Below are 13,804 nucleotides of genomic sequence, written 5' to 3'. Positions count from 1 at the left end.
GCGACTTCGCTTTGAGCGAGGGCGCGGAAATGTTTACGACGACAGTGTATCGCGGCGGGAGTGCAATTGTCAACCGAGGAATTCCGGAAAGAGCAGCAATTCGTCACCGACCTCTATCGGCGCCTCGACGACCTGCGTGACCAGGCCGAACAGGCAGTCGAAGGGGCATTGCGCGATGTCGGATCGGGCTTTCAGGCACGCCTGGAACGCGATGTCCTGGTGGCCGAGCAGTCGGGTCTGCTGTCCGCTCTGAATGCCGGTGCGAACGGCCTGTGTTTCGGACGACTGGAGTTCTCCGACGGCCGCGACCACCACATCGGACGCCTCGGGATCCGCGCCGACGACACGGAACGCACACCGCTGGTCCTGGACTGGCGGGCCGAGGTCGCCCGCCCCTTCTACCTCGCCACCGGGCACACGCCCATGGGACTGCGCCGCCGTCGCCACATCAGCAGCCGGGGCCGGGTGGTCACCGCCCTGCACGACGAGATCCTCGACCTGACCGACGCGGAGCGCACCGGCCACGAGGGGGCCGACGCCGACGCGGTCCTGCTGGCGGCGCTCGACGCCGCCCGCACCGGCCGCATGCACGACATCGTGCGGACCATCCAGGCCGAGCAGGACCGGATCATCCGCTCCACGCACCGCGGGGTGCTGGTGGTCGAGGGCGGGCCCGGCACCGGCAAGACCGCGGTCGCGCTGCACCGCGCCGCGTACCTGCTGTACGCCCACCGCGAGCTGCTCGCCCGGCGCGGCGTGCTGATCGTCGGACCGGGGCCGGCCTTCCTGGGCTACATCGGCGGGGTGCTGCCCGCGCTCGGCGAGACGGGTGTGCTGCTGTCCACGCCGGGCGAGCTGTTCCCGGGGGTCCACGCCACCGGCACCGACCGTCCCGGGGCCGCCGCGGTGAAGGGCCGCGCCGCGATGGCGCGGGTCCTCGCCCGGGTCGTCGCCGACCGGCAGCGCCTGCCGGAGCACGTGCCGGCCGACAGCGGCGAGGAGTACGACACCGTGCCCGAGGCCGCGCTGGAGATCGACCACGACGACTACGGGACCCTGCTGCTGGACCGCACGATGGCCCACGAGGCGCGGGACCGGGCCCGGGGCACCGGGCTGCCGCACAACCGGGCGCGGCCCGCCTTCGCCCTCCGGATCGTCGACGCGCTCACCGCGCAGCTCGCCGACCGGCTGGGGGCGGATCCGTACGGCGGTCCGAACCTGCTCGGCCCCGACGACGTGGCCCAGCTCGGCAAGGAGATCGCGACGAGCGCCGCCGTGCACGCGGCGATCGACTCGCTGTGGCCCTCCCTCACCCCGCAGCAGCTGATCACCGACTTCCTGGCGGAGCCCACGCACCTGCCCCCGGACGAGGCCCGGCTCATCCGCCGCGCGCCCTCGGCGCGGCCCGACTGGACTCCGGCCGACGTACCGCTCCTGGACGAGGCGGCCGAGCTGCTCGGGGAGGACGACAGTGCGCTGCGCGCCGCCGAGGAGCGGCGCAGGCAGCAGCGCATCGCGTACGCGCAGGGGGTGCTGGACGTGTCCGCGGGCTCGCAGTCGTACGAGTTCGAGGACGAGGAGAACGAGTACCTGGCGGCGCACGACATCATCGACGCCGAGCGGATGGCGGAACGCCACGAGGAGGCCGACCACCGCAGCACCGCCGAGCGTGCCGCGGCGGACCGGACCTGGGCCTTCGGGCACGTCATCGTGGACGAGGCGCAGGAACTGTCGGAGATGGCGTGGCGGCTGCTGATGCGGCGCTGCCCGACCCGCTCGATGACGCTCGTCGGCGATCCGGCGCAGACCGGCGACGAGGCGGGCTGCGGGTCCTGGGAGCGGATCCTGGCGCCGTACGTGGGCGAGCGGTGGGAGCTGGTCACGCTCGGGGTCAACTACCGCACGCCGGCCGAGATCATGGAGGTGGCGGCCGCCGCGCTGCGCGAGCGCGATCCCGGTTTCGAGCCGCCGCGTTCGGTACGGGCCACCGGGGTGCGGCCGTGGGCGCGGGCGGCCGGCGACCTGGCCGCGGCCGTCGGGGAGGCGGTGGAGCGGGAGCGGCCGGCCGAGGGGCGGCTCGCGGTGATCGCCCAGCGGGATCTGCACGGGGCACTGGCCGCCGTACTGCCGCAGGTGCGGGAGGGCGCGGAGCCCGATCTGACCCGTGAGGTCGTCCTGCTGGATCCGCGTCAGGCCAAGGGGCTGGAGTTCGACACGGTGATCGTGGTGGAGCCGGCCGGCTTCGGGCCGAGCGACCTGTACGTGGCGCTGACCCGGGCCACCCAGGCCCTGGGGGTGGTGCACACCCCCGGCCGGCTGTCCGCGGAGGGGACGCCGGCCTGGGGCGCTCTGCTCAGGCGCTGATGACGAACGGCGCCCTGGGGTCACTGCCCAGGGGGGAGGCGAGTTCGGTCAGGGCCCGCTCCAGGCCCTGAAGGTGGGCGAGCGCGGGTTCGGTGGTGGCGGCGGACGGGGTGGTGTCGACCGTGGCCTCGGGCGCTTCGAGCTCCCGCTCGCCGGCGGTCAGCGCCTGCACCGCCGCCTCGACGCGCCAGCAGGCGGCGGCGAGGCGGGCGTCGTGGCCGGCGTCCGGGTCGGCCACGACGGTCACCAGGCCGCGCACCTCGCGGGCGCAGTCGTCCAGCAGGGCGATGACCTGGCCGGCGCGGGCCTTGCGCGCGCGGAACGGGCTGAGCGGGTGGACCAGGGGGGCGAGCGCCATCCGGACCCGGGCCAGCAGCGTCTCCAGCTCCGCGGCGTGCGGGGCGGGGTCCGCCGTCGCGGAGCCCGCGAGGCGGGCGGTGGCCTGGGCGGTGGCGGAGTGCACGCAGTGCAGGGCGCGCTGGATCCACGCGTCGTTCGTGGCGTGGGTGGTGACGGGCAGGACGAGGACCACGGCCAGCGCGGCGCACACGGCCCCCACGGCCGTCTCCTCCAGGCGGAGTACGAGCAGGCCGGGGTCCAGTACGCCGAGGAGGCCGTAGAGCAGCCCGGCCATCAGCGTGACCGCCAGGATCATCCAGCTGTAGGAGACGGCGGCCGTGTAGAAGATCCCGAAGACGCAGGCGGCGACGAGGAGGGCGGTGGGCAGGGGCGCGCCGTCCAGCGGGATGGCGATCAGGACGCCCGCGGCCACGCCGACGACGGTGCCGAGCACCCGGCGGAAGCCGCGGACCAGGGTCTCGCCGCGGGAGGCGGTGTTGACGAAGATCCACCAGGCGGTGCCGACGGCCCAGTACCAGCGGTCCTCGGAGAGCACCTGGCCGACGGCGAGGGCGACGGCACACGCGGCGGTGGCCTGGAAGGCCTGGCGGGTCGTGTGCCGGGCCAGGCCGCTGCCGGGCAGCGGCGCGGGCGCGGCGGGCGGCGGGGTGCGGCGTTCGATGGGCCAGAGCAGGAACCGTACGGCCGCGGCGGCGCCGAGGGCCAGGCCCACGGCGGTGTACAGCTCGGGGAGCTGGGCGGGAAGGGCGTACAGGAACTGCGTGACGAAGAAGTTCATGAACGCGAAGATCCCGAGCGCGTGCCCGCGCGGGCCCCAGCGGCGGGCGTAGACCCCGCAGAAGACGACGAGCACGAAGGCGGCGTCCCGCAGCGGGGTCACCCCGTGCAGGGCCGTGGCGAGGGCCAGGACGGGGAATCCGGCGGCGGGCAGCAGGGCGGTGGTGACGGCCTGGCGGCGCACGGTGGCGTCGGTGACGGTGAAGAGCGCGAGCAGGGCCGCCAGTCCGCCGGTGATGGAGGCGGTCAGGGACAGACCGCACAGTTCGGCGAGGGCGACGGCGGCGGCGACGCCGATCACGGCGCGGGCCGACGTCCTGAGTCTCAGGCGCCCCGGATCCGGAGCTACGAACATCCTCTTCACAGCGGTGTGCCGCCCCCCTGCAGTGGTGCGCGCCGGTCCGGCGCCGCCCGGGGGTGGTGGGCGGCGGACGGGCACGGCGAAGGCGCCGCGCTCCGGAACCGGCCTCGTTGCCGTCCGGCGCTGCGCGGCGCCGAAAGTACATGGATACGCCACAGATAAGCACCTGGAGGCCCACTGGCTCAAATCGATGCGCGTGGGGTGGGCCATTGGGCTGGTTACCGAAGGGTTCCGTCGACCACGGAGCTGCCAACGGACCAGTCCGGGCCGCTGTCTGCGGAGCGTGGTCGCACGACTCTCGTCCGTGCGACCACGCACTGTTATCGTGCAGCGACCCGGAAGACGTACGGAAGGGGACCGGCGTTGACGCGTACAGCGGAGTCCGGGGAGGCCGAGGCGTTCAGCCGGGCCGCCGTGGCGGTCTTCCGGCTGAACGGGCGGTTCACCGCGGCCGTGGACCGGCTGGCCCTGCCTTCCGGCCTCAGTGCGGCGCGCTGGCAGGTCCTCAGCGCGGTGACGCAGGAGTCCCTGTCGGTCTCCGAGGTGGCCCGGCGCGTGGGGACGACCCGGCAGAGCGTGCAGCGCATAGCGGACCTGCTCGTGTCCCAGGGGCTCGCGGTCTACCTGGACAATCCGGCGCACCGCCGGGCGAAACTGCTCGCCGCCACCGAGCCGGGAGCGGCGGCGAAGCGGGAGATCGACTCGTGCCTGGACGGGCTCGCCCGGCACCTGTGCGAGAGCCTGGGCGGTGCGGAGGAAGTGCACCGGACGGCCGAAATGCTGCGGGGGCTGTCGGGCGTACTGGCCTCGGTCGGCGCCGGCGACTCTCCGTGAAGGCCGTTCCCCGCCCTACCGCCATACGGACAAGATGGCCTGAAACAGCCGCTGATTTTCCCAAGAGTTGACTGCACCGAGGAATCGTCTTTGCGGTACCGTTCGCGCCTGACGCGGGGTTTCAAAGGCGGGGGACCTGTTGAATCGGTTTGTCTTCAGACTGTTGGGGCCACTGCTCGTCCAGGCCGACGACGGCCCCTTGCGCATCAACGGCCGGCGCCAGGCGACGGTCCTCGCGATGCTGGTCCTCTATGCCGACCGGGTCGTCTCGGTGGACACCCTGGTGGACGCCGTCTGGCCGGATTCCCCTCCCGCGACGGCACGGAACCAGATCGCCATCTGCGTGGCCACCCTGCGCAAGACCTTCAAGCAGGCCGGCGTGACCGATCTGCTGATCACCTCTCCCCCGGGCTATCTGCTGGCCAAGGGCGAGCACCGCGTCGACGTCCAGGAATTCCTGGAGCGGGCCGCCCAGGGCCGCGACGCCGCCCGGCACGGCCGTACCGAGGAGGCCTGCACGCTGTTCGAGGAGGCGCTGAGCATCTGGCGGGGCTCGGCGCTCGACGAGACGCCCGGTTCCCGCCTGGAGGCCGAGGCGACGCGCCTGGAACAGACGAGGCTCACGCTCATCGAGGAGCGGGCGGGGCTGATGCTGCAGCTGGGCCGGCACCGTGCGCTCATCGGCGAGCTCACCGAACTGGTGGCCCGGCACCCGCTGCGCGAGCAGTGCCGCGAGCACCTCATGCTCGCCCTGTACCGGTCGGGGCAGCGGGCCGAGGCACTCGACGTGTTCCTGCACGGCCGCCGGTTACTGACCGAGCAGCTGGGAATCGAACCCGGCCCGGGGCTGCGGCAGTTGCACGAGCTGATCCTGCGGGACTCACCGGAGCTGACCCGCCCGCCGGCCGTGGTCACCCCCGCGCCGGCCGCCGTGCACACGATCCCGGCGCAACTACCGGCCGGAGTCATGGCGTTCACCGGGCGGCAGCGTGAAATGGCCTCCTTGGACCGGCTGCTGAAGGAGCCGTACAACCCTCACACCCCGGCACTGGCGACGATCGTGGGCGTGGGCGGGGTGGGCAAGACCGCACTGGCGGTCCACTGGGCGAGCCAGGTCGCCGACCAGTTCCCCGACGGCCAGCTCTTCGCCGATCTGCGCGGCTACGACGAGGAACAGGCACCGGTGTCCCCCGCCGCCGTGCTCGACCGCTTCCTGCGCGCCCTCGGGATCGCCGCACCCCAGGTCCCGGCGGATCCCGACGAGCGGGCCTCGCTCTTCCGGAGCCTGCTCAGCACCCGCAAGACGCTGATCGTCCTGGACAACGTGCGCTCCTTCCACCAGCTCAGACCCCTGCTGCCGGGCGGCGGACGCAGTGTGGTGCTGGCCACCAGCCGGGAGAACCTGGGCGACCTGACCGGGGACTACACGGCGCTCAGCATCCGGCTGCGAATGCTGGAGCCGACCGAGGCGACGGCCCTGCTGATCACCCTGGCCGGTGCGGACCGGTTCGGCAGCGACCCGGTGGCGGTGGAGCAGCTCGGCGCGCTGTGCGACCGCCTGCCACTGGCGCTTCGGATCGCCGGCGCCCGGCTGGCGGCCAAGCCCAGCCTGAGCGTGCGGAGCCTGGTCGAGCGGCTGCGCGACCACCGGTCCCGGCTCGACGTGCTGAGCCCGGGCGAGGGCGGGGTGCGCGCCGGCTTCCGGCTCACCTACCGGGACCTGCCGCCGGAGGCGGCCCGGATGTACCGGAGGCTCGGGCTGCTGCGCACGGCGGACTTCGCCGCCTGGGCGGGGGCGGCCGTACTGGACACCAGCGTGTGGCACGCGGAGGAGCTGATCGACCACCTGGTCGACGCCCAGCTCCTGGAGGTCGCGGAGGCGGCGCCGGGCCGGGCGGCCCGCTACCGGTTCCAGGACCTGCTGCGGCTGTTCGCCCGGGAGCGGGCGGAGTGTGACGAGCCCGAGGAGGAGGCGGACGCCGCGCTGGAGCGGGCCTTCGGGGCATGGCTCTGGCTGGCCGAGGAGGCGCACCGGCGGATCGACGGACGGGAGTTCCCGGTGGGCCGGCCGGCGGCGCCCGCCCCCGGATTCCTGGGCGAGATCGCCGACGAGCTGCTGGGCTCACCGATGGACTGGTTCGAGTCGGAGCGCACCGCCGTGACGGACGTGGTGGCGCAGGCCGCGGAGACGGGCCGGGCCGGCTACGCCTGGATGCTGACCGAGAGCGCGGTGCCGCACTTCGAGACCAAGAACTACCTGGAGGACTGGCAGCGCAGCGCCGAGCAGGCCCTGGCCTCCGCCCGGCGGGCCGGCGACGAGCCCGGTGAGGCGACGATGCTGCGGCTCCTGGGGTCGCTGGCGATCTACCAGCGGCGCTACGAGCAGGCCGAGGGCTGGAACATGGCCGCGCTGCGCCTGCTGCGCAGCAGCGGCGACCTCGGCGGGGCGGCGCTCGCCCAGCGGAACCTGGCCATGTGCGCGCGGTTCCAGGGCGACTGGGAGCGGGCGCTGGAGTACTGCGAGGCGGCGCTCAGCGGATTCCACGACTCCGGGGACATCGGGAACGAGGCCCATCTGCTGGGCTTCCAGGCGCAGATCGAGCTGGACCGGGGCAACGTGGGCGGCGCGCTGCCGCTGGCGGAGGAGGCGGTGGCGCTGAGCCGGCGCACGGGATCGGTGCGGGCGGAGGCCCAGAGCGTGTACCGGCTCGCCGAGGTGCGGCTACGCGCGGGGGATCTCGGGGAGGCCGCCGAGGCGTTCGGCACCGTGCTGCGGCTGACCCGCGGCGAGGGCGACCGGGTCGGTGAGGCCCACGCGCTGCGGGGTCTGGGCCAGACGCAGTGGAGCCAGGGCCTGCTGCAGGCGGCGGGGGACACGCTGCAGCAGGCCCTGGAGATCACCGATGAGCTGGCGGACCGGTTCCTGTACGCGCGGGTGGAGACGGACCTCGGGTGCGTGGACGCGCTCGGGGGTCGCTGTGCGCAGGCGGCGGAGCGGTTCCGGCGGGCCTGTGCCGCCTTCGGCGAGGTCGGCGCGCAGCCCTGGCGGATACAGGCGGGGCGGCTGCTGACGGCCGTGCAGGGTGCGGAGGGCGAGCCGGGCGGTGGGGGACCCGGCGGGCTGCCGCATCGTTCCTTCACTTCGGAGGAACTGACGGCCCTGCTGGCGCCTCCGGCGAACTGAGACCCGTCCGGTACGGATCGGGCCGCGGCGGCGGACATGCGCGGCGGTACGGTGCCAGTGACGTGCGGTGCTGCGGACGTACGGTGCTACGGGACGTACGGTGCTACGGGACGTGCGGTGCTACGGACGTGCGGTGTGCGGAAGAACGGTTCTGCGGTGGTGCGGGACCGAAGCCGCAAGGGACTGCGGTCGTGGGGCACTGCGGTCGTACGGGACGGCTGTGGCGCGGGACGCCGTCCTCGGGGCGGTCAGCCCCAGGGCATGTCACCGTTGGTGCCGGCGGAGCCCGACTGCGAGGGGTGCAGCGGCTTGACGATCCCCCACGGCATGTCGTCCGCCTGCACGCCGGTGCTCGTCTGCGCCGTGACGGCCGCGGCGGCCCCCGTGCCCACGAACATCCCCGCAAGTACAGCCAGGCAAGCGGCCGTCGTCTTCGCCGTCCGGGTGCTGCGCATCTCGGATTCCCCTCTCGGTGGATCATCACTGCCGCTCGCTGCGGCACGAATGGAACAGTAGGGACGGCTCCTTTCTCGTCCGTGTTCCATCGATTTCATGACCCGAGCCCCCCGCGAAATCGCCACGATATCGAGAGGACAACGCATTCCTCTAGCGTCGTTCGAAGATTCTTCTCAGGAATCACGGATGGGGCGGTACATGGAATTCCGAGTGCTCGGGCCAGTAGAGGTACGGCGGGACGGCCACCGGGTCGCGTTCTCCGGGGCGAAGCTGCACACCGTGCTCGCGGCGCTCCTCCTGGCCCGCGAAGAGGTGGTGTCGGACGACCGGCTGTGCCGGCTGCTGTGGGGCTGGGCGCCCCCGGCCACCGTCAGCGCACAGCTCTACACCTATATTTCACGCCTGCGCAAGATTCTCGGCGACGATGTCGTGATCGATCGCAGACCGCCGGGATATGCCATGAGCATCGGTAATGCGAGCGTCGACCTGGACGAATTCGAGAAGCTGGCGCTCGGCGGCCGCGAGGCACTGATCAAAGAGGACTTCGAGAGTGCCGGTGAGCTGCTGCGCGACGCCCTGGCCCGGTGGAACGGCCAGCCGTTCGCGAACGCCACGGAATACCTCGCCGACGCCGAGGCCCCGCGGCTGAGTGAGGCGCGCGCCGTGACCCTGGAGCACCGTATCGCCGCGGATCTCGCCCTCGGCCGGCACGAGCAGATCACCGGTGAGCTCACCGGGCTCGTCTCCGAGTTCCCGTTGCGCGAGCGCATCCGGTGCCAGCTGATGACCGCCCTGTGCCGGTCCGGGCGGCAGGCGGACGCCATCCACCTCTATCACCACGGCCGGGCGGTGCTCGCGGACGAGCTCGGGATCAACCCCGGGGAGGAGCTGCAGGCCACCTACCGGGCGCTGCTGGACGGTACGCTCGACCGGCGGCCCGCTGCCGTCCCGGCCGTACGGGCCGGCGCCCGGCCGCGGGTGTCCGGCCCGTCGGCCGGGACACCGGCGATGCTGCCCCCGGACACCGTCGACTTCACGGGCCGGGGGCCGGAGCTGGACCTGGTGTGCCGCGCCCTGGCACCCGACGGGCAGGGCTCCGGCCGGCCCCGCCGGGTCCTGGTCACCGGCATGGCGGGGCTGGGCAAGACCGCACTGGCCGTCCACGCCGCCCACCGCTGCCAGCGGCACTTCCCCGACGGGCAGTTGTACGCCGACCTGCGGGCCGCGGACGGCACGCCCCGGCACCCGGCCCGGGTGCTGCGCCGTCTGCTGCGGGCGCTGGGGCCGATGGACGACGTACCGGCCGCCGACGACCAGGACCAGCTGGTCCGCCTCTACCGGGAGCGGACCCGGGGCCGGCAGTTGCTCATCGTGCTGGACAACGCCTCGGGCGCGGCCCAGTTGGGTCCGCTGCTGCCCAACACCCCGGAGCCCGCCGTCCTGGTGACCGGGCGTACGGCCCTGCCCACCGTGGCCGGGGCGCACACCGTGGCCCTCGCGCCCCTGGAGCCCCGGGACTCGCTGGAACTGCTCGCCGCGGCGGCCGGTCCCGCCCGGGTGGCGGCTGCGCCGTGCGCGGCGTCCGCGATCGTCGAGCACTGCGCCGGTCTGCCGCTGGCGCTGCGGATCGTCGGCACCCGGATCGCGGCCCGACCGCACTGCACCCCCGACCGGCTCGCCCACCGGCTGGCGGATCCCGTCACCCGGCTGCGGGAGCTGCACTCGGGCGACCTGGACGTGCACACCTCCCTGCTGCCGTCCTGGCGTGCGCTGGACCCCGAGGTGCGGGCGGTGTTCCCGGCGCTGGCCGCGCTGGGCCACGGCCCGGGGCCCCGGCCGTTCCCCGCCGCCGAGGCGGCGACGGCGCTGGACCTGCCCGAGGCCGAGGCCGAACGGCTGCTGGAGGCGCTCGCCGACGCGGCCCTGCTGGAGGTCAGCGGCGCGGACGAGTGGGGCCAGCCCTGCTACCTGTTCCATCCGCTCGTACGGCTCTTCGCGCTCTCCCTGGCGGAGGGGCGGGCGCCGGTGCCCGGCGGGCCCGCCGGCCGCGCGGGGCATAACCGGCGGCTAACTCACCGCCCCTAGCCTCGCCCTGCCCCGCAGCAGGGCGTCCCGGCCCGTATCCACCCAGGCACGCACAAGCCAACGGCCCGTAACACCGAATGGAGTTGGACCATGACCGAGCTCCTGCCCGCTCGCGCGGACAGTGCCGCGTCCTTCCCGATGACCGAGACGCAGCAGGCACTGATGATCGGGCGAGGCGAAGCCGTCGAGATGGGCGGCATCGGCTGCTACGGATACTTCGAGTGGGAGCGCCCCGACCTCGACCCGGAGCGCTTCGCCGCCGCCTGGCGCACGGTGGTCGCCCGCCACGACATGCTCCGCGCGATCGGCGGCACGGACGGCACCCAGTGGGTGCCGTCCGACCCGCTGCCCTTCGACATACCGGTCGTCGACCTGCGCCACCTGTCCCCCGACGCGGCCCGGGAGCACCTCGCCGTGCTGCGCGAGGAGATGAGCCACGTGGTGTTCCCGGTCGGCAGCTGGCCGCTGTTCGACCTGCGGATCTTCCGGCTGGGCGGTCCGGAGAACCTGGGCCGGGTCCACCTGGGGATCGACCTGCAGGTCCTGGACGCCTCCAGCGCCTTCCAGGTCCTCTTCCCCGAGCTGGTCGACCTGTACGAGGACCCCGAAGCGGACCTCCCGGAGCCCGGCATCTCCTTCGCCGAGTACGCCCGCTGGCGCGCCGACGCCCTGCCGCACACCGAGGCCTTCCGCGCCGCCCGCGACTACTGGGTGCAGCGCGTGCCCACCCTGCCGCCGGCCCCGTCGCTGCCCACGGGCGGCTCCGGCGGGGACACCGGCGAGGTCCGCTTCGACCGCCGCGAGCACCGCCTCGCCCCCGCCGACTGGCAGCGGTTCCGGGAGCGGGCGCACGGGGCGGGCCTGACCCCGTCGGTGCTGCTCACCGCGGCCTTCGCCGAGGTGGTCCGGGCCTGGGCCGAGGAGTCCGACTTCACGATCAACTACCCGGTGTTCCAGCGTCCGGCGGTGCATCCGGACATCACGGGTGTACTCGGCGACTTCACCAACGCGGTGATGCTCGCCGCCGACGGTTCGGGCGCGACCTTCCTGGACCGTGCGCACGCCCTGCGCGACCAGCTCGCCCGCGACGTGGAGCACGGCTCCTTCAACGGCGTGCGCGTGCTGCGGGAGCTGACGCGGCACCACGGCGTGGGCGCGCAGGCCGGGATGCCCGTGGTCGTCACCAGCCTGCTCGACTACCCGGTGCGCCGGCCCGTCACGGACCTGGGCCACGAGGTGTACTCCATCTCGCAGACCCCGCAGGTGACCCTCGACGTGCAGCTGCGGGAGCTGGCCGGCGAGCTGCGCGTCATCTGGGACTTCGTCGACGGGGCCTTCGCACCCGGGTTCGTCGACGCCGCCTTCGGCGTGTACGTGGACCTCCTGCGGCGTCTCACCGAGGACCCGGAGAGCCTGCACACCGCGCGCTTCGACCTGATCCCGCCGGCCGAGCGCGAGCTGCGCCGCCGGGTCAACGACACCGCAGGGCAGATCCCGTACACCACCCTGCACGAGCTGTTCGCCCGGCAGGCCGGGCTCACCCCCGACGCCGAGGCCGTGGTGGACGCCTCCGGGCGGCGGCTCAGCTACGCCGAACTCGCCGCGTACGCCTGGCGGATCGGGCACACCCTGCGCGAGCACGGGGCGGCGCCCGGTGAACTGGTCGCGGTCGTGATGGAGAAGGGCTGGGAGCAGTACGCCGCGGTGTACGGCATCCTCGCCTCCGGCGCCGCCTACCTGCCGCTGGACGCGTCCGTGCCGCCGGAGCGGCTGCGCCGGCTGCTGGCCGAGGCCAAGGTCGACCGGATCCTCACGCAGTCCTCGCTGGACTCCCGGATCAGCTGGCCGCCCACGGCCCGCCGCTACCGGGTGGACAAGGACTTCGAGTCCGGTACCGCCACCATGCCGGACACCGCGCAGACCCCGGCGGACCTCGCGTACACGATCTTCACCTCGGGGTCCACGGGCGAGCCGAAGGGTGTGATGGTCGACCACATCGGTGTGGTCAACCTGATCCGCGACGTCGCGACGCGCTTCGAGGTGGGGGCCCGGGACCGGCTGCTGGCAATCTCGGGGCTGCACTTCGACGCCTCGATCTACGACGTCTTCGGGGTGCTGACCCAGGGCGGGACCGTGGTGGTGCCGCCGCCGTTCGAGCACGCCGAGCCCGATGTCTGGGCGGATCTGGTGCAGGCCGAGCAGGTCACGCTGTGGAACTCGGTACCCGTCCTGATGGAGCTGCTCATCGGCGAGGCCGAGGTGCGCGAGCGGCGCGGCAGCGGCCGGCCGCTGGAATCGCTGCGCCTGTCGGTGCTCTCCGGCGACTGGATCCCGCTGACGCTGCCGGACCGGCTGCGGGCGCAGAGCCCGCGGATCCAGGTGGTGGGGTCGGGCGGTCCCACCGAGACGATCTGCTGGTCGCTGTTCCAGCCGATCGGCGAGGTCGACCCGGCCTGGACGAGCATCCCGTACGGCAAGCCGATCACCAACCAGCGCTACTACATCGTCGACGGGACGGCCCACGAGCGGCCGCTCGGTGTCGTCGGCGAGATGGCCGTGGCGAGCGACGTCGGTCTCGCGCTCGGCTACTGGAACGACGCCGGGCGCACCGCGAGCCGCTTCGTCCGCCTCCCGGAGACCGGTGAACGCGCCTATCTGACCGGTGACCTCGGCCGCTACCTGCCGGACGGCAGCATCGAGATCCTGGGCCGGGACGACTTCCAGGTGAAGATCCAGGGGCACCGGATCGAGCTGGGCGAGATCGAGGCCGTCCTGCGCCAGGACGACGAGGTCGGGGCGGCCGTGGTGGTGGCACCCGCCAGCGCCCACGGGGTGCGGCGGCTGCACGCCTTCGTGGTGGCCGCCGCCGGCTCCGGGGCCGGCCCGGGAGAGCGGGTGCTGGAGCGGCTCGCCGCGCAGCTCCCCGGCTACATGGTGCCGGCCGCGATCACCGTGCTGGACGAGCTGCCGCTGACCCGCAACGGCAAGGTCGACCGGCTGCTGCTGGCCTCCTCGGCCGGACGTCAGCAGTCCGCCGACGACGCGGCCGTGCGGGAGAGCGGGGACGGCCCGGGCAGCGCGCTGGAGCTCGTGCTGTGCGCGGCGGTCGCCGACATCCTCGGCCTGGACGGGGTGGCGCCCGGCGACAACTTCTTCACCCTGGGCGGCGATTCGCTCAGCGGGACCCGGCTCGCGGGACTGCTGGGGGAACTCCTCGGGGTGCCGGTGCCCGTCAAGACCGTGTTCCAGAACCCGGTGGTCTCCGAGCTGGCCGGGAAGATCGCCGCCGACGAGCAGCACGGCGCGGAAGCGGTCCGGGCCGCCGAGGCCTTCGGTGAGCTGGAGACCGACGAGACGGACACCGCCGATGCGGACGACTGAGG

Annotated in this window: 7 protein-coding genes; 5 read left to right on the top strand and 2 right to left on the bottom strand. The window is 73.6% G+C overall.

Annotated features, from left to right (window positions below; all coding sequences use genetic code 11):
- The first annotated feature begins 66 nt into the window (after nucleotides 1–66).
- A complete protein-coding gene (locus ACIPXC_RS03880; RefSeq protein ID WP_401613226.1) occupies nucleotides 67–2,364 on the top strand; it encodes a HelD family protein in 2,298 nt (765 codons plus the stop codon).
- On the opposite strand, the gene ACIPXC_RS03875 is transcribed toward ACIPXC_RS03880, so the two are convergent.
- The gene (locus ACIPXC_RS03875) at nucleotides 2,354–3,856 is read right to left on the bottom strand and encodes an FUSC family protein (protein ID WP_401613224.1); all 1,503 of its coding nucleotides are present in this window, start codon (nucleotides 3,854–3,856) and stop codon (nucleotides 2,354–2,356) included. The two genes, ACIPXC_RS03880 and ACIPXC_RS03875, sit on opposite strands and share 11 nt — an antisense overlap.
- 369 nt (nucleotides 3,857–4,225) lie before the next feature.
- Here ACIPXC_RS03875 and ACIPXC_RS03870 point away from each other — a divergent pair, with 369 nt between their 5' ends.
- Nucleotides 4,226–4,696 carry a MarR family winged helix-turn-helix transcriptional regulator gene (locus ACIPXC_RS03870; protein WP_401613222.1) on the top strand — a complete coding sequence of 157 codons (471 nt, stop codon included), beginning with the start codon at nucleotides 4,226–4,228 and terminating at the stop codon, nucleotides 4,694–4,696.
- 163 nt (nucleotides 4,697–4,859) lie between these two features.
- On the top strand, nucleotides 4,860–7,880 hold the full coding sequence (locus ACIPXC_RS03865; RefSeq protein WP_401613220.1) for a BTAD domain-containing putative transcriptional regulator: 3,021 nt from the start codon (nucleotides 4,860–4,862) through the stop codon (nucleotides 7,878–7,880).
- Nucleotides 7,881–8,128: 248 nt separating this feature from the next.
- On the opposite strand, the gene ACIPXC_RS03860 is transcribed toward ACIPXC_RS03865, so the two are convergent.
- A complete protein-coding gene (locus tag ACIPXC_RS03860; RefSeq protein ID WP_401613218.1) occupies nucleotides 8,129–8,335 on the bottom strand; it encodes a hypothetical protein in 207 nt (68 codons plus the stop codon).
- Nucleotides 8,336–8,546: 211 nt separating this feature from the next.
- Between ACIPXC_RS03860 and ACIPXC_RS03855 the strand changes: the two genes are divergently transcribed.
- Complete coding sequence (locus ACIPXC_RS03855; RefSeq protein ID WP_401613216.1) at nucleotides 8,547–10,421, top strand: BTAD domain-containing putative transcriptional regulator; 1,875 nt, start codon at nucleotides 8,547–8,549, stop codon at nucleotides 10,419–10,421.
- 90 nt (nucleotides 10,422–10,511) lie between these two features.
- Complete coding sequence (locus ACIPXC_RS03850) at nucleotides 10,512–13,802, top strand: amino acid adenylation domain-containing protein (protein WP_401613214.1); 3,291 nt, start codon at nucleotides 10,512–10,514, stop codon at nucleotides 13,800–13,802.
- The last annotated feature ends 2 nt before the right edge of the window (nucleotides 13,803–13,804 follow it).

This window comes from Streptomyces sp. NPDC090021, assembly GCF_044748225.1.
Taxonomy (GTDB): domain Bacteria; phylum Actinomycetota; class Actinomycetes; order Streptomycetales; family Streptomycetaceae; genus Streptomyces.
This window is presented reverse-complemented; position numbering and strand designations above follow the sequence as displayed.